Annotated in this window: 24 protein-coding genes and 1 other RNA gene; 17 read left to right on the forward strand and 8 right to left on the reverse strand. The window is 51.9% G+C overall.

Annotated features, from left to right (window positions below; all coding sequences use genetic code 11):
- Positions 1–176: 176 nt before the first annotated feature.
- The gene (gene argP / locus ACLJXE_RS18515) at positions 177–1,070 is read right to left on the reverse strand and encodes a DNA-binding transcriptional regulator ArgP (protein WP_003825477.1); all 894 of its coding nucleotides are present in this window, start codon (positions 1,068–1,070) and stop codon (positions 177–179) included.
- A gap of 170 nt (positions 1,071–1,240) precedes the next feature.
- On the opposite strand from argP, the gene rpiA reads away from it, so the two are divergent.
- Together rpiA and serA are read left to right on the forward strand one after the other, a co-directional pair.
- Complete coding sequence (gene rpiA, locus ACLJXE_RS18520; protein ID WP_003026986.1) at positions 1,241–1,900, forward strand: ribose-5-phosphate isomerase RpiA; 660 nt, start codon at positions 1,241–1,243, stop codon at positions 1,898–1,900.
- Between the two features lie 270 nt (positions 1,901–2,170).
- Positions 2,171–3,403 carry a phosphoglycerate dehydrogenase gene (gene serA / locus ACLJXE_RS18525; protein WP_043017518.1) on the forward strand — a complete coding sequence of 411 codons (1,233 nt, stop codon included), beginning with the start codon at positions 2,171–2,173 and terminating at the stop codon, positions 3,401–3,403.
- 382 nt (positions 3,404–3,785) lie between these two features.
- Here serA and ACLJXE_RS18530 read toward each other — a convergent pair whose 3' ends face one another.
- The 3 genes from ACLJXE_RS18530 to zapA form a co-directional block, all read right to left on the reverse strand.
- Positions 3,786–4,382: a 5-formyltetrahydrofolate cyclo-ligase gene (locus tag ACLJXE_RS18530; RefSeq protein WP_410751646.1), complete on the reverse strand. Its 597-nt coding sequence runs from the start codon at positions 4,380–4,382 to the stop codon at positions 3,786–3,788.
- A 19-nt stretch (positions 4,383–4,401) separates the two neighbouring features.
- Positions 4,402–4,585: non-coding RNA, 6S RNA (ssrS, locus tag ACLJXE_RS18535), on the reverse strand.
- A 41-nt stretch (positions 4,586–4,626) separates the two neighbouring features.
- On the reverse strand, positions 4,627–4,956 hold the full coding sequence (gene zapA / locus ACLJXE_RS18540) for a cell division protein ZapA (RefSeq protein ID WP_006686880.1): 330 nt from the start codon (positions 4,954–4,956) through the stop codon (positions 4,627–4,629).
- A 166-nt stretch (positions 4,957–5,122) separates the two neighbouring features.
- Between zapA and ACLJXE_RS18545 the strand changes: the two genes are divergently transcribed.
- The 9 genes from ACLJXE_RS18545 (at position 5,123) to ACLJXE_RS18585 (ending at position 16,575) form a co-directional block, all read left to right on the forward strand.
- Complete coding sequence (locus ACLJXE_RS18545) at positions 5,123–5,701, forward strand: YecA family protein (protein WP_003026978.1); 579 nt, start codon at positions 5,123–5,125, stop codon at positions 5,699–5,701.
- A gap of 25 nt (positions 5,702–5,726) precedes the next feature.
- On the forward strand, positions 5,727–7,043 hold the full coding sequence (pepP, locus tag ACLJXE_RS18550) for a Xaa-Pro aminopeptidase (protein WP_410751647.1): 1,317 nt from the start codon (positions 5,727–5,729) through the stop codon (positions 7,041–7,043).
- Positions 7,040–8,218, forward strand: a complete 1,179-nt coding sequence (ubiH, locus tag ACLJXE_RS18555; RefSeq protein ID WP_410751648.1) for a 2-octaprenyl-6-methoxyphenyl hydroxylase — start codon at positions 7,040–7,042, stop codon at positions 8,216–8,218. The genes pepP and ubiH overlap by 4 nt, the downstream gene beginning before the upstream one ends.
- Positions 8,219–8,333: 115 nt before the next feature.
- A complete protein-coding gene (ubiI, locus tag ACLJXE_RS18560; RefSeq protein WP_410751649.1) occupies positions 8,334–9,536 on the forward strand; it encodes an FAD-dependent 2-octaprenylphenol hydroxylase in 1,203 nt (400 codons plus the stop codon).
- 452 nt (positions 9,537–9,988) lie between these two features.
- Positions 9,989–11,083 carry a glycine cleavage system aminomethyltransferase GcvT gene (gcvT, locus tag ACLJXE_RS18565; RefSeq protein WP_410751650.1) on the forward strand — a complete coding sequence of 365 codons (1,095 nt, stop codon included), beginning with the start codon at positions 9,989–9,991 and terminating at the stop codon, positions 11,081–11,083.
- A 25-nt stretch (positions 11,084–11,108) separates the two neighbouring features.
- Positions 11,109–11,498, forward strand: coding sequence for a glycine cleavage system protein GcvH (gene gcvH, locus ACLJXE_RS18570; RefSeq protein ID WP_137382650.1), 390 nt, complete (start codon positions 11,109–11,111; stop codon positions 11,496–11,498).
- Between the two features lie 125 nt (positions 11,499–11,623).
- Positions 11,624–14,497 (forward strand): aminomethyl-transferring glycine dehydrogenase, encoded by a 2,874-nt coding sequence (gcvP, locus tag ACLJXE_RS18575; protein WP_410751651.1) that lies wholly within the window; start codon positions 11,624–11,626, stop codon positions 14,495–14,497.
- Positions 14,498–14,575: 78 nt separating this feature from the next.
- Positions 14,576–15,319: an SDR family oxidoreductase gene (locus tag ACLJXE_RS18580; RefSeq protein ID WP_410751652.1), complete on the forward strand. Its 744-nt coding sequence runs from the start codon at positions 14,576–14,578 to the stop codon at positions 15,317–15,319.
- A gap of 353 nt (positions 15,320–15,672) precedes the next feature.
- Positions 15,673–16,575, forward strand: a complete 903-nt coding sequence (locus ACLJXE_RS18585; RefSeq protein WP_410751715.1) for a transporter — start codon at positions 15,673–15,675, stop codon at positions 16,573–16,575.
- A 59-nt stretch (positions 16,576–16,634) separates the two neighbouring features.
- Here ACLJXE_RS18585 and bglA read toward each other — a convergent pair whose 3' ends face one another.
- Both bglA and ACLJXE_RS18595 read right to left on the reverse strand, forming a co-directional pair.
- A complete protein-coding gene (gene bglA, locus ACLJXE_RS18590) occupies positions 16,635–18,068 on the reverse strand; it encodes a 6-phospho-beta-glucosidase BglA (RefSeq protein WP_410751653.1) in 1,434 nt (477 codons plus the stop codon).
- A gap of 121 nt (positions 18,069–18,189) precedes the next feature.
- The gene (locus ACLJXE_RS18595) at positions 18,190–18,918 is read right to left on the reverse strand and encodes a MurR/RpiR family transcriptional regulator (RefSeq protein ID WP_286629729.1); all 729 of its coding nucleotides are present in this window, start codon (positions 18,916–18,918) and stop codon (positions 18,190–18,192) included.
- A 52-nt stretch (positions 18,919–18,970) separates the two neighbouring features.
- Here ACLJXE_RS18595 and yqfB point away from each other — a divergent pair, with 52 nt between their 5' ends.
- Together yqfB and trhA are read left to right on the forward strand one after the other, a co-directional pair.
- The gene (gene yqfB, locus ACLJXE_RS18600; protein ID WP_410751654.1) at positions 18,971–19,282 is read left to right on the forward strand and encodes a N(4)-acetylcytidine aminohydrolase; all 312 of its coding nucleotides are present in this window, start codon (positions 18,971–18,973) and stop codon (positions 19,280–19,282) included.
- 164 nt (positions 19,283–19,446) lie between these two features.
- Positions 19,447–20,109 carry a PAQR family membrane homeostasis protein TrhA gene (gene trhA, locus ACLJXE_RS18605; protein ID WP_286629562.1) on the forward strand — a complete coding sequence of 221 codons (663 nt, stop codon included), beginning with the start codon at positions 19,447–19,449 and terminating at the stop codon, positions 20,107–20,109.
- A 129-nt stretch (positions 20,110–20,238) separates the two neighbouring features.
- Here trhA and ygfZ read toward each other — a convergent pair whose 3' ends face one another.
- Positions 20,239–21,222 (reverse strand): tRNA-modifying protein YgfZ, encoded by a 984-nt coding sequence (ygfZ, locus tag ACLJXE_RS18610; protein ID WP_410751655.1) that lies wholly within the window; start codon positions 21,220–21,222, stop codon positions 20,239–20,241.
- A gap of 255 nt (positions 21,223–21,477) precedes the next feature.
- Here ygfZ and sdhE point away from each other — a divergent pair, with 255 nt between their 5' ends.
- Together sdhE and ACLJXE_RS18620 are read left to right on the forward strand one after the other, a co-directional pair.
- On the forward strand, positions 21,478–21,744 hold the full coding sequence (gene sdhE / locus ACLJXE_RS18615) for an FAD assembly factor SdhE (RefSeq protein WP_005123351.1): 267 nt from the start codon (positions 21,478–21,480) through the stop codon (positions 21,742–21,744).
- Positions 21,725–22,132, forward strand: coding sequence for a protein YgfX (locus tag ACLJXE_RS18620; RefSeq protein WP_048213165.1), 408 nt, complete (start codon positions 21,725–21,727; stop codon positions 22,130–22,132). The genes sdhE and ACLJXE_RS18620 overlap by 20 nt, the downstream gene beginning before the upstream one ends.
- A 91-nt stretch (positions 22,133–22,223) precedes the next feature.
- Here the strand turns inward: ACLJXE_RS18620 and fldB are convergent, their stop codons facing one another.
- The gene (fldB, locus tag ACLJXE_RS18625) at positions 22,224–22,745 is read right to left on the reverse strand and encodes a flavodoxin FldB (RefSeq protein ID WP_048213164.1); all 522 of its coding nucleotides are present in this window, start codon (positions 22,743–22,745) and stop codon (positions 22,224–22,226) included.
- 113 nt (positions 22,746–22,858) lie between these two features.
- Between fldB and xerD the strand changes: the two genes are divergently transcribed.
- Both xerD and dsbC read left to right on the forward strand, forming a co-directional pair.
- Entirely contained in the window at positions 22,859–23,755 is an 897-nt protein-coding gene (gene xerD, locus ACLJXE_RS18630) for a site-specific tyrosine recombinase XerD (RefSeq protein WP_005123354.1), read from the forward strand.
- A gap of 23 nt (positions 23,756–23,778) precedes the next feature.
- Positions 23,779–24,492, forward strand: coding sequence for a bifunctional protein-disulfide isomerase/oxidoreductase DsbC (gene dsbC, locus ACLJXE_RS18635; protein ID WP_101742745.1), 714 nt, complete (start codon positions 23,779–23,781; stop codon positions 24,490–24,492).
- Positions 24,493–24,496 lie beyond the last annotated feature (4 nt).

Consider the following 24,496-nt stretch of genomic DNA (forward strand, 5'->3'; position numbering starts at 1 on the left):
AGTCAGCTTGTCGCCAGCAAAAAATAGCCAACAGGGCGTCGTTTTTTGCCGCATGGTGTGTTTGATTTTGTGATGTCTTTCAAAGACGTGGCATGAATAACATGAAAAAGCGGTAACAGGAGGTAGGCCGGATAAGGCGTTACGCCGCCATCCGGCACTCAGAGGCTATAAACAGTTTAATCCTGGCGCAGTACATTGTGACCGTAAGCCAGCAGAGCGTCGGTGACGTTGCGCATCATGCGGCTTTCCGGTGCAAAGCGATGCCAGTAGAGCATACGGCGCTGGAACAGTCCCGGCGTTAAGTCGATAAGCTCACCACTTTCCAGCTCTTTTTCAATTTGCAGGTGAGGGATCATACAACAGGTCGTGCCCTGACGCGCCAGCTGAACGAAGGCTTCGGATGAGTTAACGATGTGGCATGGCACGCTGCCCGGAGGCAAATCGAAGTTCTGCTGCAGGAAGGCCTGGTGCATATCGTCGAGGTGGTCAAAAGCCACCGCTGGTGCTTTCAGCAGGGCGGAGCGGGTAACACCATTAGGGAAGTAGCGTTCAGCAAAAGGCTTTGAGCCGACAAACAGGTAGTCCAGCGCGCCAAGTTTATCCACCAGGCAGCTTGGCAGCGCCTGATGCTGGATACTCACCGCCCCCACGACTTCACCACGGCGCAGACGTTCCTGGGTCCGGGTTTCATCTTCAACCTGCAGGTTCAGACGAATCGGTGAATTGGCCAGTACCGGCGCCAGTGCCGGAAGCAACCAGGTTGCCAGGCTGTCGGCGTTCACTGCCAGAGAGAGCAGCAGCGGCGTGGATCCGGTTTGTTCATCACCCAGCCACTCATCTTCCAGCAGTTCAACCTGGCGCAACAGGGCCAGAAGCTTTTGCCCTTGTTCGGTAGGGCGCGGGGGAACGGTACGTACCAGCAACGGTTGTCCGAACATATTCTCAAGCTGTTTTATGCGTTGTGAAACCGCGGATTGCGTGATGCACAGCTTTTGCGCTGCGCGCTCAAATCCTCGTTCACGAATAACCGCATCCAGTGCTTGTAGTGTTCTGTAGTCCGGACGTTTCATTGCTCTGACGCACTCCTGAAATTTTTGTTTGTTCTGCACTATGACACAATTTTAGGTTGGGTAAAGACGAAATCCGCCGCCGGCTTGCGGGTGTGGGAACATTTTTCTGCACAATGTTCTATAATGCGCGTGAATTTTCCCACCATATTCACACCACAGGCGAAACGATCATGACGCAGGATGAACTGAAAAAAGCAGTAGGATGGGCGGCACTTCAGTATGTACAGCCCGGCACCATTGTGGGCGTAGGTACCGGTTCAACAGCCGCACACTTTATTGATGCGCTGGGCACAATGAAAGGCCAGATTGAAGGCGCAGTGTCCAGTTCGGACGCATCGACTGAAAAACTGAAAAGCCTCGGTATCCACGTATTCGATCTTAACGAAGTGGACAGCCTTGGCGTATACGTTGATGGCGCGGATGAAATCAACGGACATATGCAGATGATCAAAGGCGGCGGCGCAGCGCTGACTCGTGAAAAAATCATTGCTTCCGTGGCGAAGAAATTTATCTGCATCGCGGACGCGTCCAAAGAAGTCGATATTCTTGGCAACTTCCCGCTGCCGGTGGAAGTGATCCCAATGGCGCGTAGCGCAGTCGCGCGTCAACTGGTGAAGTTGGGCGGTCGTCCTGAATATCGTCAGGGTGTCGTCACTGACAATGGTAACGTGATCCTTGATGTGCACGGCCTGGAGATCCTTGACGCCGTGGCCATGGAAAACGCCATCAATGCGATTCCGGGCGTAGTAACCGTAGGTCTGTTCGCCAACCGTGGTGCGGATGTGGCGCTGATTGGCACACCGGACGGCGTGAAAACTATCGTAAAATGATCTGACGGGAGAGCCTTCTCCCGTTAAAAAAATTTTGGCAGGGCAAATTTGGTGACTTGTGTCACGTTTATAATATTGTCCTGCCGATCCCTCCAAAGAAAAAGTTATCGCCAGTATTTTCCTCTGACAATTCCCGCTGAATGACATTTCCTCAGCATGACGACGCAAACGTTCATATTGCCGCAATATTATTTTTTGATATGTTGAAGAGGAGGATGAAAATCCCACACACAACACATCAGTTTGAACAAAAAAAGACAGGGTCGGGAAATGGCAAAGGTATCACTGGAGAAAGATAAGATTAAATTTCTGCTGGTTGAAGGTGTGCACCAAAAAGCACTCGAAAGCCTTCGTGCAGCAGGTTATACCAACATCGAGTTTCATAAAGGCGCTCTGGACACTGAACAGCTGAAAGAGTCCATCCGTGATGCCCACTTCATTGGCCTGCGATCCCGAACCCATCTGACTGAAGATGTGATTGACGCCGCAGAGAAACTGGTCGCGATTGGCTGCTTCTGCATTGGCACCAATCAGGTTGATCTGAGCGCGGCGGCAAAACGCGGGATCCCCGTGTTTAACGCGCCATTCTCTAACACGCGTTCCGTTGCCGAACTGGTGATTGGCGAACTCCTGCTACTGCTACGTGGCGTGCCGGAAGCGAACGCCAAAGCGCACCGCGGCGTGTGGAATAAACTGGCTACCGGCTCTTTTGAAGCGCGTGGCAAAAAACTGGGGATTATCGGCTACGGCCACATTGGTACTCAGTTGGGCATTCTGGCGGAATCGCTGGGGATGCACGTCTACTTCTATGATATTGAAAATAAACTTCCGCTGGGTAACGCCACTCAGGTGCAGCATCTTTCCGACCTGCTCAATATGAGCGATGTGGTCAGCCTCCACGTGCCGGAAAACGCCTCCACCAAAAATCTGATGGGCGCGCATGAGATTGCGCTGATGAAACCAGGCGCACTGCTGATCAACGCCGCACGCGGTACGGTTGTCGATATCCCTGCGCTGTGTGATGCGCTGGCAACGAAACATCTGGCGGGAGCGGCAATCGACGTCTTCCCAACAGAGCCTGCATCTAACAGCGATCCGTTCACCTCGCCGCTGTGTGATTTTGATAACGTGATCCTGACGCCGCATATCGGTGGTTCCACGCTGGAAGCGCAGGAAAACATCGGCCTGGAAGTGGCGGGTAAACTGACGAAGTATTCCGACAATGGCTCTACGCTGTCTGCCGTGAACTTCCCGGAAGTGTCGCTACCGCTGCACGGCGGTCGTCGTCTGATGCACATTCACGAAAACCGTCCAGGCGTACTGACCGCGCTGAACCAGATTTTTGCCGAGCAGGGCGTCAACATTGCCGCGCAGTATCTGCAGACTTCCGCCCAGGTTGGTTATGTGGTTATTGATATTGAAGCGGATGAAGATGTGGCGGAGAAAGCGCTGCTGGCGATGAAAGCCCTGCCGGGAACCATTCGCGCCCGTCTGCTGTACTAATTTCCTCTGGATGGGCAGGCGGTTGACCTGCCCATCTTTCCTCTGCTTTCCCTGCCTCAACCTCTCCTCCTGTAACGCCTACATTCTGTTTTCGAGCCTTGCCGCAATTGGCAACTAAAGGCAGCGTTGCATGTTGTACAGCAATAAAAGGAATTTACGATAGGGGCTCAGCAGAGTGCTGAAAACGGGAAAGCCCCTACCAAAGCAGGGGCTATGAAAAGGAAAGGGACGATGATGAGAGCCGTCATCATGCTGCTGATCCTGTTAATCATCGCTTGCCCAGCATATTAACAGCGAGTACGCAGGAGGGAGGTTCGCCTCCCTCACCCTTCACCGAGGAATTTAGGTCAAAAAAGCGACGCTGTCAATTGGCAAAAAACGGTTACCATTCCCACACTTTTGACGGCGTCACCACCGCAGGCAGGGGAATATCCCACTCTTCGACAGGCAGTTTTTCGACTAACTGGCAATCATGTGCATAACCTACTGGCTGGATCTGATGCTGCTGCCAGTTCTGTAACGTGCGGTCATAAAAACCGCCGCCCATGCCCAGTCTTTGCCCCTCCTCATCAAATGCTACTAACGGCGTAATCAGCACATCCAGTTTTGCCAGCGGCAATACGTCGCGTACATCAAGTCGTGGTTCCTGGATTTTTAAGCGATTAGTGACCAGCCCGCTCTGAGGATGATAGTGCAGGAACAATAAGTTACCGGGGCTGAAGGGATGAAGAACCGGGAGATAGACGCGCTTGCCAGCTCGCCAGAGCTGTTCGATTAACGGTTGGGTATCGAGTTCGCCATCAAAAGAAAGAAACACCGCCACGGTATGAGCGAGTACCACTGGGGGAAAACTCAGCATTCTGGTCGCGGCTTGCTGGCCGAAATGTCTTTGTTGATCAGGCGTTAATGCACGGCGGCGTTGCCGAATGAGTTGACGTATTTCTTGTCGGGATACAGGAAGTTCAGAAAGTAGTGTCATGGCTGTTGCCAGGTAGAAGGGAATCTCCGAGATGCCGCCGCAGGCTGTAACCCTTGAACCCTTGGTTCAAGGTGAATGCGTCGTCACAGTTTTAAGGCTTCTCGGACGAGCCGAGCATGCTCACCAACCGTGGAGCGCCACATTCTTGTGGTATGAAATATCGGCTCAGGGGACTGGCCCGCTTGCAAACATCTCAGAGAAATTTTGTCTTCACGGTCACTCTACCACAGTAAACCGAAAAGTGTTATTCAAAGTTTTGGCCCGTTTTTTCGGTTATGCGACCCTGATCAAGCAACGCTTGTTCGATGGTCTGTTGTAGCATCCGAATACGTTGTTCCATGCTCGCCGCGTAATCACGCGTCTTCGCTTTTTCCTGAGTTAATTCATAGCTGATATTCAACGCGGCGATGAAAACCAGCTGCTCAGTATTTGTGACTCTAGTGCGAACTTTCAGATCTTGCAATCGCTGATTCAGATCGTCCGCAGCCTGATTCAACGCATCCCTTTGTTCAGGCGGGCAATTCACTCGCAGTGAACGGCCAAATATTTGGATATCGACGGGTTGTGCAGACATGCCACCTTCCTGCTGATTGACTGCGCTGCCTTCGTCTCCAGACCGTGGGTCCGCGAAGGGGCGACACTATAGCTACCCTGGTATCAAGATACAAGCCCTTTTCTGGTCCACCAGGGTCCAAAGTGGTAGCATATCATGAATATCCTCCCTTTGATGACGAATGCTTATGTCTATACAGAACGAAATGCCTGGTTACAACGAAGTTAGCCAGTTTTTGAACCAACAAGGGGCCGGATTGACCCCCGCCGAAATGCACGGTTTGATCAGCGGGATGATTTGCGGTGGCAACAACGACAGCTCATGGCAGCCGCTGTTGCACGACCTGACGAACGAAGGCCTGGCTTTCGGTCACGAGCTGGCTCAGGCTCTGCTGAAAATGCACTCTGCCACCAGCGATGCACTGGAAGATGATGGCTTCCTTTTTCAGCTTTATCTGCCTGAAGGCGATGATGTTAGCGTGTTCGATCGCGCCGATGCGTTGGCTGGCTGGGTAAACCACTTTTTGCTGGGCCTCGGGGTTACACAGCCCAAGCTCGACAAAGTGACAGGTGAAACCGGCGAAGCCATCGATGATCTGCGTAATATCGCCCAGTTGGGCTATGACGAAGACGAAGATCAGGAAGAGCTGGAAATGTCGCTCGAAGAGATCATCGAATACGTGCGTGTTGCCGCATTGCTGTGCCATGACACATTCACGCGTCAGCAACCGACCGCACCGGAAGTCCGTAAACCGACTCTGCACTAAGAACAACAACGCCAGGGAGAGTGTCATGACTCAGCAAGAATACTTACGCCGCCGCCAGGCTTTGTTGGCGCAAATGCAGCCCGGCAGCGCCGCGCTAATTTTCGCTGCACCGGAAGCGACACGCAGCGCGGACAGTGAATATCCGTACCGCCAGAGCAGCGATTTCTTGTACTTCACCGGTTTTAACGAACCAGAAGCTGTGCTGGTGCTGATTAAAAGTGATGACACACACAATCATAGCGTTTTGTTCAATCGGGTTCGCGACCTGACTGCAGAGATCTGGTTTGGCCGTCGTCTGGGGCAGGATGCCGCACCGGAAAAACTGGGCGTTGACCGGGCGCTAGCCTTCAGTGAAATCAACCAACAATTGCACCTGCTGCTGAATGGTCTTGACGCGGTGTATCACGCACAGGGTGAGTATACGTGGGCAGACGAGATTGTCAGTACGGCGCTGGATAAGCTGCGTAAAGGTTCCCGGCAGAATCTGACCGCGCCTGCAGCAATTATCGACTGGCGTCCAATGGTGCATGAGATGCGTCTGTTTAAATCGCCAGAAGAGATTGCTGTTATGCGTCGGGCTGGGGAAATTACCGCACTGGCACATACCCGGGCGATGGAAAAATGCCGTCCGGGGATGTTTGAGTACCAGTTGGAAGGGGAAATTCATCACGAATTCACCCGTCATGGTGCGCGTTACCCATCCTATAACACCATCGTTGGCAGCGGTGTAAACGGCTGTATCCTGCATTACACCGAAAACGAAAGTGAAATGCGTGATGGCGACCTGGTGCTGATTGACGCCGGATGCGAATACAAAGGCTACGCAGGCGATATCACGCGCACCTTCCCGGTTAACGGTAAATTTACACCTGCCCAGCGTGAGGTCTACGACATCGTGCTGGAGTCGTTAGAAACCAGCCTGCGTCTGTATCGTCCGGGGACTTCCATTCAGGAGGTGACTGGCGAAGTGGTGCGCATCATGATTACCGGCCTGGTAAAACTGGGCATTTTGCATGGTGATGTCGATCAGCTTATTGCCGAGAATGCGCACCGACCTTTCTTTATGCATGGTCTTAGCCACTGGCTGGGCCTGGATGTCCATGATGTCGGTGTTTATGGTCAGGATCGTTCGCGTATGCTGGAGCCGGGAATGGTGCTCACGGTTGAGCCTGGGTTGTATATCGCTCCGGATGCCGATGTCCCCCCTGCTTACCGCGGTATCGGTATTCGTATTGAAGATGACATCCTTATTACCGAAGACGGTAATGAAAATCTGACCGCTGGAGTGGTTAAGAAGGCGGATGACATCGAAGCCCTGATGGCTGCGGCGCGACTGCAATGAGTGTGATTATCGTCGGTGGTGGCATGGTCGGCGCGACGCTGGCGTTGGCCATTTCAGCCCTAAGCCATGGGACGCTGCCTGTTCATCTGATAGAAGCGAGCGAACCTGAAACCGATCGCCACCCGGGATTTGACGCCCGGGCAATTGCGCTGGCGGCAGGAACCTGCCAACAGCTGGCGCGAATTGGCGTGTGGCAGGCGATTGCCGATTGCGCAACGGCAATTAAAACGGTACACGTCAGTGACCGTGGGCATGCCGGATTCGTAACGCTGGATGCGCAGGAATACTCTATTTCAGCGCTCGGTCAGGTGGTAGAACTGCACGATGTGGGGCTACGTCTGTTTGCGCTGCTGCGTAAAGCGCCGGGTGTCACATTGCACTGTCCCGCTCGTGTCGCCAGCGTGTCGCGCTCGCAAGATCGTGTTGATGTTACACTGGAAAACGGCGAAACGATTACGGGGCATCTGCTGGTGGCCGCCGACGGTACGCGCTCTGCGTTGGCGACAGCCTGTGGGGTTGACTGGCAGCAACAGCCGTATGAACAACTGGCCGTCATTGCTAACGTCACGACTTCCGTTCCTCACGAGGGGCGTGCCTATGAGCGTTTCACGCCGCATGGTCCGCTGGCCATGTTGCCAATGGCGGAGGGGCGATGTTCGCTGGTGTGGTGTCATCCGCTGGAGAAGCGTGAAGAGATCATGTCCTGGTCAGATGAACAGTTTTGCTGCGAACTGCAACGCGCATTTGGCTGGCGACTGGGACGCATTACACAAGCGGGCAAACGCAGCGCTTACCCGCTGTCTTTAACAACCGCGCTTAAAGCGATTACCCATCGTACGGTGCTGGTGGGTAATGCGGCGCAGACGCTGCATCCTATTGCCGGACAAGGTTTTAACCTTGGGCTTCGTGATGCCATGAGTCTTGCCGAAACGTTGACTCAGGCTCAGGATGACGCAGAAGATGTGGGCGATTATGCGGTGCTGTCGCGTTATCAACAACGTCGTCAGAGCGATCGCGAGGTGACGATTGGTGTCACCAACAGTCTGGTGTATCTGTTTGCCAATCGCTGGGCTCCGTTGGTCGTTGGGCGTAATGCCGGACTGATGGCGATGGAATTATTCACACCCGCGCGCGATGCGTTGGCGGAGCGGACCCTCGGTTGGGTTGCGCGATAAATATGACCTGTAGGTTGGATAAGGCAAAGCCGCCATCCGGCAAGGGTCCCCGCAAAAATGCCTGATAGCGCTGCGTTTATCAGGCTTACGGATTACAGGTTTCGAGGTATAAACAGTGCAAAGTGTTGATGTAGCAATTGTTGGTGGCGGCATGGTGGGACTGGCGGTTGCCTGCGGCCTGCAGGGCAGCGGATTACGCGTTGCTGTGTTAGAACAACATGTTCCGCAGCCTTTGGCGGCGGATGCACCCCCTCAGCTTCGCGTGTCGGCAATTAACGCGGCCAGTGAAAAACTGCTGACACGCCTTGGCGTATGGTCGGATATTGTTGCCCGTCGCGCTTGCTGTTACCACGGCATGGAAGTCTGGGATAAAGACAGCTTTGGACGCATTGAATTTGATGACCAGAGTATGGGTTACAGCCATTTGGGGCATATCGTCGAAAACTCGGTGATTCACTACGCACTGTGGCAAAAAGCGCAGCGTTCAGCGGATATCTCGCTGATGGCACCGGCTGAGTTACAGCAGGTGGCCTGGGGAGAAAACGAGGCGTTCCTGACGCTGAAAGATGGCTCCATGCTGACCGCTCGTCTGGTGATTGGCGCAGACGGTGCAAACTCGTGGCTGCGCAACAAAGCGGATATTCCGCTGACGTTCTGGGATTACCGTCATCATGCGCTGGTGGCAACGATCCGCACGCAAGAAGCCCATGGCGCGGTTGCGCGTCAGGCGTTTCATGGCGAAGGTATCTTGGCGTTCCTGCCGCTGAGCGATCCACATTTATGCTCTATTGTCTGGTCTCTCTCGCCGCAGGACGCTGAACGTATGCAGCAGGCAAGTGCAGATGATTTCAATCAGGCTCTGAATATCGCTTTCGATAATCGTCTGGGATTATGCCAGCTTGAAAGTGAACGCCAGACGTTTCCGCTGACTGGACGCTATGCCCGTCAGTTTGCCGCCCATCGTATGGCCCTGGTGGGTGATGCGGCGCATACCATCCATCCGCTGGCAGGACAGGGCGTGAACCTCGGTTTTATGGATGCAGCGGAGTTGATTGATGAACTTAAGCGCCTGCAACGCCAGGGAAAAGACATCGGTCAGTACCTCTATCTGCGCCGTTATGAGCGTAGCCGTAAGCACAGTGCGGCGCTGATGCTGGCTGGAATGCAGGGGTTCCGTGAACTGTTTGCCGGTGAGAATCCGGCGAAGAAATTACTGCGTGATATTGGTCTGAAACTGGCCGATACCCTCCCGGGCGTAAAACCACAGCTCATCCGTCAGGCGATGGGGCTGAACGATCTTCCTGAATGGCTACGCTAGCGTCCGAAAGGACAATCTTAAGAGTTTGAAACCCGTCACACTTTCCTCTCCCGGCCTGCGCGCCGGGATGGCTCTCTCATTTGAAATAATCTAATTCCACGCCTTTTTTCGCATTAGTTTTTTTAATATTACATTTTTTTCATAACGCCATTTTTGACATTTTTTCCACATTAAATATGGATTGATGCGGCTTAGCTCTGCTTATGTGCGTCTGTTGTTCTGAAGTGGTGGCGTTTTAATGGTTTTTTATGCTGTCGGCGATCTGGCCATTTTTAGTCATAAGCTAATGTGATGGTTAATTTTGCCTTATGGTTTAGCGTCTGTTTCGGTGGTAAGTTCAGGACAAAGAGAACGTTTGCGTCGCAGCCCCTGGAGCGGCTGTGGTGCTGGGTTTCGTGGCGAAGATTTCACCACGAAAGAGTTGATAGCCCCGCTTATTCAACGAGGAAAAGATGGCTCAACAGACTCCTTTGTACGAACAACACACGCTATGTGGCGCGCGCATGGTTGATTTCCATGGCTGGATGATGCCACTGCATTACGGTTCTCAGCTCGATGAGCACCATGCTGTCCGCACCGATGCCGGTATGTTTGATGTGTCGCACATGACCATCGTCGACCTGCGCGGCAGCCGCACCCGGGAGTTCTTGCGCTATCTGCTGGCAAACGACGTCGCGAAGCTAACGAAGACAGGTAAAGCCCTTTACTCCGGAATGCTCAATGCTTCGGGCGGCGTGATAGATGACCTGATTGTCTACTACTTCACTGAAGATTTCTTCCGCCTCGTTGTAAACTCCGCCACTCGCGAAAAAGACCTCTCCTGGATTACCCAACACGCTGAACCTTACGCCATCGACATCACCGTTCGTGATGACCTGTCACTGATCGCGGTGCAAGGACCAAACGCGCAGGCAAAAGCTGCCACGCTGTTTACTGACGAACAACGCCATGCTGTTGAAGGTATGAAACCGTTCTTCGGCGTTCAGGCAGGTGATTTGTTTATCGCGACCACGGGTTATACCGGCGAAGCGGGATATGAAATTGCAATGCCGAATGAAAAGGCCGCGGATTTCTGGCGTGCGCTGGTCGAAGCAGGTGTTCAGCCTTGCGGTCTGGGCGCGCGTGATACGCTGCGTTTAGAAGCCGGTATGAACCTGTATGGTCAGGAGATGGATGAAGGTATCTCCCCGCTGGCGGCCAATATGGGATGGACTATCGCGTGGGAACCGACCGATCGCGACTTTATTGGTCGTGAAGCGCTGGAAATGCAGCGCGAAAAAGGCCATGAGCAACTGGTCGGGCTGGTGATGACCGAGAAAGGCGTGCTGCGTAATGAACTGCCAGTGCGTTTTACTGATGCGTCGGGCAACCCGCATGAAGGCATCATCACCAGCGGAACCTTCTCCCCAACGTTGGGCTACAGCATCGCGCTGGCACGCGTTCCGGCGGGTATCGGCGAAACGGCGATTGTGCAAATTCGTAACCGCGAAATGCCGGTAAAAGTGACTAAACCTGTTTTTGTGCGTAACGGCAAAGCCGTCGCGTAATTCATCCTTTTTTGGAGATTGATTGATGAGCAACGTACCTGCAGAACTGAAATACAGCAAAGAACACGAATGGCTGCGCAAAGAAGCTGACGGTTCTTATACCGTTGGTATCACCGAACACGCTCAGGAGCTGCTGGGCGACATGGTTTTCGTTGATCTGCCCGACGTTGGCACGACCGTTAGTGCGGGTGATGACTGCGCGGTTGCGGAATCCGTAAAAGCGGCATCTGATATTTATGCGCCGGTCGGCGGTGAGATTGTTGCGGTTAATGATGCACTCAGCGACTCTCCTGAACTGGTTAACAGCGAGCCGTATGCCGGTGGCTGGATCTTCAAAATCAAAGCCAGCGATGAAAGTGAGATTGAATCACTGCTGGATGCGACTGCATACGAAGCTTTGTTAGAAGACGAATAAATACGCGTCATTCTTCACGTTGCAGGTGTGTTGGTTTCCTCGCACACCTGCAACGCGAATCATTTTGCGTATTCAGGTAAGTAGAGACACCTACGATTCACTGCACGTTTCAGGAACCATCGCCCATGACACAGACGTTAAGCCAGCTTGAAAACAGCGGCGCTTTCATTGAACGCCACATCGGACCGGATGCCGCGCAGCAGCAAGAGATGCTGAATGCCGTTGGCGCCGAGTCGTTAAACGCGCTGATCGGCCAGATTGTGCCGAAAGACATTCAGCTCGCAACCCCGCCACAGGTGGGCGAGGCGGCGACCGAATACGCCGCGCTGGCTGAATTAAAAGCCATCGCCGGGCGTAACAAGCGCTTCACGTCCTACATTGGCATGGGTTACACCGCCGTACAATTACCGCCGGTTATCCTGCGCAACATGCTGGAAAACCCGGGCTGGTACACGGCGTATACGCCGTATCAGCCAGAAGTCTCTCAGGGGCGCCTGGAAGCGCTGCTGAATTTCCAACAAGTCACGCTGGACCTGACTGGTCTGGACATGGCTTCCGCGTCTCTGCTGGATGAAGCCACCGCTGCCGCTGAAGCTATGGCGATGGCAAAACGCGTCAGCAAGCTGAAAAACGCCAACCGTTTCTTCGTCGCGGCTGATGTTCATCCGCAAACCCTGGATGTTGTGCGTACCCGTGCGGAAACCTTCGGTTTTGACGTTATCGTCGATGATGCGGAAAAAGCACTGGATCACCAGGATGTGTTCGGCGTGCTGTTACAGCAGGTTGGCACTACCGGTGAAGTGCACGATTACAGCAAACTGATTGCTGAACTGAAATCCCGTAAAGTCGTGGTCAGCGTTGCTGCCGATTTTATGGCGCTGGTTCTGCTGACCGCTCCAGGTAAACAGGGCGCAGACATTGTGTTCGGCTCTGCGCAGCGTTTCGGCGTACCGATGGGCTACGGTGGTCCACACGCAGCGTTCTTTGCTGCTAAAGATGAATTCAAGCGCTCCATGCCAGGCCGTATTATCGGCGTATCCAAAGATGCGGCGGGCAATACCGCACTGCGTATGGCGATGCAGACTCGCGAGCAGCATATCCGTCGCGAGAAAGCGAACTCCAACATTTGTACCTCGCAGGTACTGCTGGCCAACATCGCCAGTTTGTATGCCGTTTATCATGGTCCGGTAGGCCTGAAACGCATCGCCAACCGCATCCACCGCCTGGCCGATATTCTGGCGGCAGGTCTGCAACAGAAAGGACTGAAGCTGCGGCATGCGCATTACTTCGATACCCTGTGTGTCGAAGTGGCTGACAAAGCCTCCGTGCTGGCGCGTGCTGAAGCGGCTGAAATCAACCTGCGCAGCGATATTCATAACGCAGTAGGTATCACCCTCGATGAAACCACCACTCGCGAAAATGTGGTGCAATTGTTCAACGTCCTGCTGGGCGACAGCCACGGCCTGAACATCGATACGCTGGATAAAGATGTGGCGCTCGACAGCCGTTCTATTCAGGACAGCATGCTGCGTGATGACGCAATCCTCAGCCATCCGGTATTTAATCGCTACCATAGCGAAACCGAAATGATGCGCTACATGCACTCGTTGGAGCGTAAAGATCTGGCACTGAACCAGGCGATGATCCCGCTGGGCTCCTGCACCATGAAGCTGAATGCGGCCGCTGAGATGATTCCAATCACCTGGCCGGAATTTGCCGAACTGCACCCGTTCTGTCCGCCGGAACAGGCAGAAGGTTATCACCAGATGATAGGTCAACTGTCTGACTGGCTGGTTAAACTGACCGGTTATGACGCCGTTTGCATGCAGCCGAACTCCGGCGCACAGGGTGAATATGCTGGCCTGCTGGCAATTCGTCATTATCACGAAAGCCGTAACGAAGGCCATCGTGATATCTGCCTGATCCCGGCTTCTGCTCATGGTACCAACCCGGCTTCCGCTCAGATGGCGGGTATGCAGGTGGTGGTTGTCGCCTGTGATAAGAACGGCAACATCGACCTGGACGATTTGCGTGCAAAAGCAGAACAACACGCCGAAAATCTCTCCTGCATCATGGTCACCTATCCGTCTACGCACGGCGTATATGAAGAAACCATCCGTGAAGTGTGCGAAATTGTGCATCAGTTTGGCGGGCAGGTTTACCTTGATGGTGCGAACATGAACGCCCAGGTTGGTATTACTTCGCCAGGCTTTATTGGCGCAGATGTATCACACCTCAACCTGCATAAAACGTTCTGCATTCCGCACGGCGGCGGCGGCCCAGGTATGGGACCGATCGGCGTTAAATCGCATCTGGCACCGTTCGTGCCGGGCCACAGTGTGGTACAGATTGAAGGGATGCTCACCCGTCAGGGCGCTGTTTCTGCCGCTCCGTTCGGTAGCGCATCTATTCTGCCAATCAGTTGGATGTATATCCGTATGATGGGCGCAGAAGGTCTGAAGCAGGCAAGCCAGGTGGCAATTCTGAATGCTAACTACATTGCCAGCCGTCTGAAAGATGCCTATCCGGTGTTGTATACTGGTCGTGACGGCCGTGTGGCACATGAATGTATTCTCGACATTCGCCCACTGAAAGAAGAGACCGGTATCAGCGAACTGGATATTGCCAAGCGTCTGATCGATTACGGTTTCCATGCGCCGACCATGTCATTCCCGGTTGCGGGTACGCTGATGGTCGAACCAACGGAATCCGAAAGCAAAGTAGAATTGGATCGCTTTATCAATGCGATGCTGGCTATCCGCGCTGAGATCGATCGCGTGAAAGCCGGTGAATGGCCGCTGGAAGATAACCCGCTGGTTAACTCTCCACATACCCAGAATGAACTGGTGTCTGAGTGGACTCACGGTTATAGCCGCGAAATTGCTGTCTTCCCGGTGGGTGTGGCGAACAAATACTGGCCGACCGTGAAGCGTCTCGATGACGTTTACGGTGACCGTAACCTGTTCTGCTCTTGCGTACCGATGAGCGAATATCAGTAATTTTTCCGTGTAGTAAAGCCGTTTCCAGGCCGGGTAAGGCGAAGCCGCCTCCCGGCTTTTTCATATCTGGAGGAATGTATGGGAATCGCACTGGTTACTGGCGGCAGTCGTGGTATTGGACGGGCAACTGCATTGCAGCTGGCAGAAGAGGGCTACACGGTTGCGGTTAACTTTCATCATAATATTCGCGCCGCAACGGAGGTGGTAAATCGCATCATAGCCGCTGGAGGGAACGCGTTTATTCTGCGTGCGGATATCAGTGATGAGAGTCAGGTGGTGGCGATGTTTGACGCGATTGACCGCGAAGGCGAACCATTGGTTGCACTGGTCAATAATGCCGGGATTTTGTTTGAGCAGAGCACGGTGGAGAACCTCACGGCTGAGCGAATCAACCGTGTCCTGGCAACCAATGTGACCGGCTATTTTCTGTGTTGTCGGGAAGCGGTAAAACGGATGTCGTTAAAACACGGTGGTCAGGGTGGGGCGATTGTGAATGTTTCTTCAGCCGCATCAAGGCTTGGCGCGCCTTTCGAATATGTTGATTATGCCGCATCGAAAGGGGCTGTGGATTCGCTAACGACCGGGCTGGCGCTGGAAGTGGCGGCACAGGGGATTCGTGTAAACTGCGTACGACCAGGCCTTATCTATACCGAAATGCATGCCAGTGGAGGAGAGCCGGACAGGGTGGACCGCGTGAAATCCATGTTGCCTATGCAGCGAGGCGGACAGCCGGAAGAGGTCGCGCAGGCGATAGTTTGGCTGCTGAGCGAAAAGGCCTCTTACGTGACGGGCAGTTTTCTTGAATTAGCGGGGGGGAAGTAAGTGCGTTGATAGCGTACTGCGCTTACCGTGCCATAAGTGTGCAACCCGAAGCGTATATTTATGTCGCGGACTGCCGTTTTCCCGGTAATCCGCATCTGTAATAATGTTATCCTCAGGTAGACCCGGAGAAAAGATCCCGAATCCGGCGACAGAGATATGGGCGTCGTTAAACGCCATTGTAGTAAGGTATATAATCTCTTAAAACGGAATTTGTATCTCAATTTATTCTCATCATTTCCAGTAAATTAACGTTGTTTTAAATCCCCTTTATTTATGAAAAATTAAATACCATAAATAACTCAAATATATTTTCTGTGAAATAATCTGCGGTATTTTCATTTCAGGAGGAAATGATGAATAAGTTAAGCTTGCTGCCGTTAATTATATATTTTATATCTATAAATGCAATGAGTGCGGATGCAAAAGGTAATACATCATCCCCAAGTAAAATATTAGGTGCTCCTGTTAACACAGCAATTTCAGGTGGTTCGCTACTTCCGCAGGGAATGTTACTGACAGCAGTAAACAGTTCCTTTCGTGATAAGGATAATCAAATAAAGGGAAGCGGAAGTCCGGATATTTACTCTCAAATATGGCTGCTCAAAATCCGTTACGGAATGACTGACCGACTCGAAGGTGTGACAGTTGGATCTTATATTAATAATCGACGCAACAATATGTCTCCCGAACATATAGAAGGGTTGGGCGACCAGTCAGTTGGCCTGAGCTATGCGTTGTTGAGTCAGCGAGCGGGGGCGCCATTTTGGCTGACAGTTGGCGGAGCGGTGCTGTTACCGACGGGGCAGGATGGAGATAACCATTTACCCGGTAATGGGGCGTGGGGTGGCCGGGCATCCGTGTCATTAACGAAGTTTTTTACCCCGAATATTAAAGGTGATATGGATTTTATCTTCCAGGGGCCGTTTGAACGCGGAAATCAGGATGTTAAACGTGGGAATGAGTTTCAATGGAATACCCAATTCCGTTATATGTTTAGCGAAATACCGTGGGATATTGGCGTGGAAAGTGCGTATAGCCATAATGATTCTGGCACCCGGGAGCTATCAACGGGCCGTGTGATAAATAATCAGTCAGGTACTACCGAATGGGTTATTGGTCCTTCTTTCAATGTTGCGATTGATTCAATAAATGTTTGGCTTGGTTTCGGCTCATTCTTTCCTGTAATGCAAGAGGCTAAATCGGCGACCAAAATGGAAAATGTACGTTGGGAGTTTAAAGTCGGTAAAACCTGGTGATCTCTTTGTTTGCGTACTTACCTGGCATCACGCAGGTAAGTACGTATTATCTCGTGTAGTTAACGTTTCTCGCCGTTGCTGGCAATTACCTCTTTGTACCAGTTAAAACTTTTCTTGCGCGAACGCGACATATCGCCGGTGCCATCGTCGTGTTTATTCACATAGATAAAACCATACCGTTTACTGTACTGGCCGGTGGTGAATGATACGCAGTCGATGCAACCCCACGGCGTGTAGCCCATCAGATCCACGCCATCATACGTTACCGCTTTCATCATCTCTTCGACATGAGCACGCAGATAGTCGATACGATAGTCATCGATGATGCTACCGTCTTGTTCCACTTTATCGTAGGCGCCAAACCCGTTTTCGACGATAAACAGCGGTTTCTGATAACGCTCGTAAAGTTCGCATAACGCATAGCGCAGCCCAACAGGATCTACCTGCCAGCCCCAGTCGGAGGCCTTTACGTGCGGATTTGGCACACTGCCTTCAAAACCCGAGATTGCATCGCCGCTACCACCTTCTGCTTTTACTGCGTTAGTCATGTAATAGCTGAAGCCGAGATAGTCGCAGGTCCCTTCACGCAGGATTTGTTTATCACCCTCTTCCATCCTGATGTTGAATTCGCGGCGCTCCCATTCATTCAGCACATAAGACGGGTAGTAACCGCGCAGTTGAACGTCGGTGAAAACATAGCGCTCACGCATAGATTCCTGCGCGAACATTACATCTTCAGGCTTACAGGAGAACGGATACAGCGGTACCATCGCCAGCATGCAACCGACCTTCATTTCAGGGTTGATGCGACGTGCCGCCTTTACCGCCAACGCACTGGCAATAAACTGGTGATGTAGCACCTGATACATGGTTTCTTCTGGATTTTCATGTTCGGTATACACAACGCCGGAACAGCAGTAACCAAAAAGTGGTGCGCGCCAGTTACGCTGGTTGTTGATTTCATTGAAGGTCATCCAGTATTTGACCTTGTGCTTGTAGCGCTCAAAGACAACTTCGGCAAAACGAACAAAGAAATCGACGACTTTGCGATTGGTCCAGCTACCGTACTGTTGAACCAGATGCAGCGGCATTTCGAAGTGGGAAAGCGTGATAACCGGCTCGATGTTGTATTTGAGCAATTCATCGAACATATCATCGTAGAACTTCAGACCTTCTTCGTTCGGTTGTGATTCGTCACCTTGCGGGAAGATACGGGTCCATGCGATAGAGGTACGGAAGCACTTGAAACCCATTTCGGCAAACAGCTTGATGTCTTCTTTGTAATGACTGTAAAAATCGACAGCTTCATGGTTGGGATAGTACTTGCCGGGCACAATGTCTTGAGTGATCTCACGGGGAACACCATGTGCGCCACCGGTCAGTACGTCGCAAATGCTGGGACCTTTGCCACCTTTGTTCCAGCCGCCTTCAACCTGATGCGCCGCTACTGCGCCGCCCCATAAAAAATCTTTTGGTAAGGTAAGTTTTTTCATCTGCGCTCAGTCTCAAATTAATACAATCTGATTTTGAGTCTAACAAAGGAAAGATAAATGTCACGATATAACAAAATAGCGGAAATGTGATTTGTTACATCAAAAAAACATATTGTTTTTTTTACGCTAATCTTTTCGCCAGCTTGCGGCCAAGTGATTCCAGAATATAAATAACAGGAATTTGCGTGGTAATATCATAGACCCCCGCTATGCGGGTTTGCGGTACGTGCCACGAGAGGTTAAAGTCGGCGAGTTTCGCCAGTCGCGAATGCTCATGGCAGGTAATCGACAGGACTTTACAGTTATGCAGGCTGAACTGGCTGGCGAAACGCAGGATTTCCTCTGTTTCGCCAGAGACGGACAGGACAATCGCCAGCGCGTTTCTGGCCATATCATTGGTTACCGGAAAATAAGGGTCGTCGATATGGTTACTGAATTTACCCACATTGGAGAAAAAACGTGCGCCATATTTTGCTAAGGCTCCTGATGTTCCCGCACCGACGAATATGATACGCTCAGAAGATAATATAATATCAACAGCCTGATCGAGCAGTTTATCAAACTCGTCATTGTTCACGCCTTTAAAAAAGCTGATTATCTCGCTGGCGCCAAAATTAGCCTGTTGCGGTTCATTCTGCTCTAAATATAATTTAAAGCGTACGCGAAATTCTGAGTAACCCTCACACTTAAGCTTGCGGCAAAAGCGCAACACGGTAGTTGTGGATACGCCCACGGCATCGGCCAGTTCGCGAATGGTCATGTACATGACTTTGTCACGGTTTTTGATGACATAGTTATAGACCAGCATCTCAAGATTGTTGAGACTGGCGATGGCAGCGTGGGAGAACATACTCACAATGGCAAAACTCACTCATCAGACTTCATCTACAGGGAATAATAACATGCAGCCAAATGACATCACTTTTTTTCAACGCTTCCAGGATGACATTCTGGCAGGACGTAAGACCATCACCATTCGTGATGAGTCTGAATCACACTTCAAAGTCGGCGATATTCTGCGCGTTGGGCGCTTCGAGGATGATGGCTACTTCTGCACGATTGAAGTTGTCGGCACTTCAACAGTTACACTGGATACGCTAACGGAACAACACGCCCGACAGGAAAACATGACGCTTGATAAGCTTAAACAGGTGATTGCTGAGATCTATCCACAACAAACGCAATTTTATGTGATTGATTTTAAATGCCTTTAATTTTTAAGGTACAGCTGTTAGCTGAAATATAAAATGTAACAACATGATTTTTATTGATTTTTTATTTTTTTGAGAAATATTTTGGCTAACAGGTGTTCACTGGAACCATTCTCAGTTACGCTAGAGGCGCAATCACGAAAGTGTTCGTTTTACCGGAGTAACTTATGGTTCAGAAGCCATTAATCGCGCAGGGATATTCGCTGGCTGAGGAAATAGCCAATAGCATCAGTCACGGTATTGGACTGGTGTTTGGGATTGTCGGACTGGTGCTGTTGCTGGTTCAGGCAGTGGATGCCAATGCCAGTGCTATGGCGATTACCAGCTATAGCCTGTATGGCGGCAGCATGATCCTGCTGTTCCTTGCTTCAACCTTGTATCACGCAATCCCCCATCAGAAAGCGAAAATCTGGCTGAAAAAATTCGACCATTGCGCTATTTATCTGCTGATTGCCGGGACTTACACGCCGTTTCTGCTGGTGGGACTGGATTCGCCGCTGGCGCGTGGATTGATGATCGTTATCTGGAGTCTGGCGCTGCTTGGTATTTTATTCAAACTGACTATTGCCCACCGCTTTAAGGTTTTGTCGCTGGTGACCTATCTGACGATGGGGTGGTTATCATTGATTGTGGTGTATCAACTGGCGGTTAAGCTGGCGGCGGGCGGTGTGACGTTGTTGGCTGTGGGGGGCGTGGTATATTCGCTGGGCGTGATTTTCTACGTCTGCAAACGTATTCCTTACAACCATGCTATCTGGCATGGGTTTGTGCTGGGTGGCAGTGTTTGTCACTTTCTGGCGATTTATTTGTACGTGGGGCAAAACGCATAGATTCAGTGCAACCCCGAGGGCGGCGTAAACGCTCGCCCGGGATATGTTTTTAGGCCGGATAAGGCAACGCCGCCATCCGGCGGCCTGCACTGAATTGCCTGATGGCGCTGCGCTTATCAGGCCGACTAATTACTCTTCGTCTAACGAATACGGCAGCGGCACAATATGCAGCGTTTTCGCATCATCACGCACGCGGAACACGCTGTCTGCTTCCATATCGTTATTCATCACAACCTGTACTAACACCTGACCATCGGCCAGTTGCACGGCAGCAAGAACAGTACCGGTACGACGCCAGTTCTCACCCATTTTTAGTTCCAGATCTTCACCTGCTTCTGGTACCCGGCTGGCAGTACCCGCCAGGGTCCACATTGCACGTTTATTGGCGCCGCGGAATTTTGCGCGGGCAACCATTTCCTGACCGGTGTAACAACCTTTTTTGAAGCTAATACCACCCAGAGCCTGAAGGTTAGTGGCCTGCGGAATAAACTGACCGCTGTTAGCGGTGTCGATCACCGGGATACCCGCTTCGATATCCAGCGCCAGCCATTGCTGGCTGTTATTCAATTCTGCTTCGCCACGCAGTTTCTCTGCAATCATCTCAGCTGTTGCGACATCAACGATCAGCAGGAAGCGTTCAGACGGATGCCCGAACCACAGCAAGGTGGAAGCGCCGTGGGTAACGACCTGCTTATCGCTGGTTGGCAGTTCGCTAAAGAGATTGGCTAGCGCCGCACGCGCCTGGAAGCCTGCCACGCCCAGCAGGACGCGCTCATCATCCGGGGCAATCACGACCTTCGAGAAGACGGCGTATTTTTTCAGTTCGGTTAATTGGGCATCACGCAGGCTACGGCGTTCAAGCCAGGCAAAACCATCAGCCTGACGGAAGAGTCGCAGGTTGCTCCACATTTTACCTTTGGCATCGCAGTGAGCGGCCAGCAGGTGTTGCTGTTCGGTCATCTGGCTGACATCAGCGGTGACCTGGCCCTGGATGTACTTTTCACTGTCGACACCAGTAATGGTGGCGAGAGCCCAGTCGTCGAGCGTCATTAGCGTCAGAGGCAAACGTGCCGACGCAAACGGCTGGCGAGGAGGAAATGATGTAAAAGCCATAATAATGTCCTGATTTGCTTAACGCGGTAATAATGACTAATGGTAAAAGAGCTATGGGCTATTGCAAGCGGTTTAAACATCCTGTTTGTGCCTTCTATTAAGCTTTGCGAGGAGACATCCAAAAAAGTGAACCCTTTGACTTAATGTGGTTTTATTTAGCGATCGCGCTTCCGTTTACTGATATTCCCGTAAAAGAGCGTGAAAAACACGTTACAATAGCCGGATACTTCGTTTTCGCGAGACAGGGAAAAGAACATGGATATTAACAACAAAGCACGTATTCATTGGGCATGCCGCCGCGGTATGCGTGAACTGGACATCTCTATCATGCCGTTTTTCGAACATGAGTATGACAACTTAAGTGACGAAGAAAAACGCATCTTTATCCGTCTGCTGGAATGCGATGATCCAGACTTATTTAACTGGTTGATGAATCATGGGAAACCGGCTGATGAGCAGTTGGAGCAGATGGTGCGACTCATCCAGACACGGAATCGGGAACGTGGTCCAGTGGCAATCTGATTTACGCGTTTCATGGCGCGCACAGTGGCTCTCTCTGCTCATTCATGGGCTGGTTGCGGTATTCATTTTATTGATGCCCTGGCCGTTGAGCTACACCCCATTATGGTTGGTTCTGCTCTCTCTGGTGGTGTTTGATAGCGTACGCAGTCAGCGTCGCATTAACGCTTGTCAGGGAGAGATTAGACTGTTAATGGACGGTCGTCTGCGCTGGCAGGGGCAGGAGTGGTCTATCGTTTGTGCACCCTGGATGATTAAAACGGGCATGATGCTGCGTTTGCGTTCAGATGCGGGAAAACGTCAGCATTTGTGGCTGGCAGCGGACAGCATGGATGACGCAGAGTGGCGGGATTTGCGACGGTTAATGCTGCAACAGGTGAAGCAGGGTTAACGCTGGCGAATGATTGATGGCGAGCAGCTACGGTTTAGTGCGCTATGTAGGCCGGAGAAGGCATTCACGCCATCATCCGGCAACACGGTTATCAGGACCAGTGTTCGGCCATTTCTCCGAGAATTTGCTCACACCAGGCCTGGATACGTTCATCGCTGAGGTCGTACTGGTTAGTTTCATCCAGAGCTAAACCGACAAACAGCTGTCCATCGGCAATCACGGGTTTATCGCTGGTGAATTCATAGCCTTCAGTTGGCCAGTAACCGACAAACTTAACACCTTTGGTGACCAGTTTATCATGCAGCATACCCAGTGCATCAAGGAACCACTCACCGTACCCCAGTTGATCGCCCATGCCGTAAAGCGCGACAATCTTGCCTTCCAGGTTGAGGTTGTCCAGTTGATCCCAGACTGCTTCCCAGTCTTCCTGAATTTCACCGAAATCCCAGGTTGGAATACCCAAAATGAGCACGTCATACTGCTCCATTAAGGCTGGGGAATCATCCTTGAGGTTGTGCAGTGTCACCAGTTCGGGACCAAGGATATCGCGGATTTTTTCTGCTGCCATTTCGGTGTAGCACGTGCTGGAACCGTAAAAAAGACCCATGTTCATGACGTAAACATCTCAATTCTGCTGTAGCGTTGCGGCTAGTGTAACAGAATCGCCGCAATCTCGGCACAATGAGGCATAATGCATCAAAAATGAGAGTGAATTAAGGGGCGCGAGTGGAACAAGATCTGGCACGCATCGAGCAATTTCTTGATGCCCTGTGGCTGGAGCGAAATCTGGCGGAGAACACGTTAAGTGCGTATCGTCGCGATCTGACAATGCTTGTTGAATGGCTGCACCATCGTGGCATTTCACTGGCGACGGCGCAGAGCGATGATTTGCAGGCACTGCTGGCTGAGCGAATGGATGGCGGGTATAAAGCCACCAGTTCAGCACGTTTGCTCAGTGCCATGCGGCGTTTTTTTCAGCATCTTTACGGCGAAAAATTTCGCGAAGACGATCCAAGCGCCTCGCTTGCTTCACCTAAACTTCCGCAGCGTTTGCCAAAAGATCTTAGCGAAGCGCAGGTAGAACGGCTGCTGCAGGCCCCGCTTATTGACCAACCGCTTGAGCTACGCGACAAAGCTATGCTGGAGGTTTTGTACGCCACGGGGTTGCGTGTATCAGAGTTGGTGGGGCTGACGATGAGCGATATTAGTCTGCGCCAGGGTGTTGTACGGGTGATTGGTAAAGGCAACAAAGAGCGGCTTGTGCCGTTGGGCGAAGAAGCCGTGTACTGGCTGGAAACATACCTGGAACACGGTCGTCCGTGGTTGCTCAACGGCGTATCGATTGACGTACTGTTTCCCAGCCAGCGTGCGCAGCAGATGACCCGTCAGACTTTCTGGCATCGTATTAAACACTATGCTGTGTTAGCAGGGATCGACAGCGAGAAACTGTCGCCGCACGTATTGCGGCATGCTTTTGCCACGCATTTGCTCAATCACGGCGCTGACCTGCGCGTGGTGCAGATGCTGCTGGGGCATAGCGATCTCTCGACTACACAGATTTATACACATGTCGCAACGGAGCGCTTGCGTCAACTACATCAACAGCATCACCCACGAGCGTGAGTGCTGACAGTAAAGGATAGGTTATGAAGAAACGTTTTATGATGCTCACCCTGCTGGCTACTGCGTTTTCAGGCATGGTGCATGCAGATGATGCGGCTATTCGCCAGTCATTAGCGAAGCTGGGTGTGCAGAGCACCGAAATTCAACCTGCTCCGGTTGCGGGCATGAAAACCGTACTGACCAATAGCGGTGTGCTGTACGTTACTGAAGACGGCAAGCATATTATTCAGGGGCCGATGTATGACGTAAGTGGCGCAAGCCCGGTGAATGTCACTAACCAACTGCTGATGAAGCATCTGAATGCGCTGGAAAAAGAGATGATCGTCTACAAAGCGCCGCAAGAAAAACACGTCATCACCGTTTTCACCGACATCACTTGTGGCTACTGCCACAAGTTGCATGAAGAAATGAAGGACTACAACGCGCTGGGCATCACCGTCCGTTATCTGGCCTTCCCTCGACAGGGGCTGGAAAGCCAGGCTGAGCAGGACATGAAGTCAATCTGGTGTGCAAAAGACAAAAACAAAGCCTTTGACGATGCGATGGCGGGTAAGGGCGTGAAAGCGGCGACCTGTGATGTGGATATCGCGAATCATTACGCACTGGGCGTGCAGTTTGGCGTCAGTGGCACACCGGCGATTGTTCTGAGCAACGGCTATGTTGTCCCGGGCTATCAGGGGCCGAAAGAGATGAAAGAATTCCTCGACGCACACGAAAAACAGACCAGCGGTAAATAATTCG

Origin of the sequence: Citrobacter sp. U14242, from assembly GCF_046555775.1 — a bacterium.
In the GTDB taxonomy this organism is placed as follows: Bacteria; Pseudomonadota; Gammaproteobacteria; order Enterobacterales; family Enterobacteriaceae; genus Citrobacter.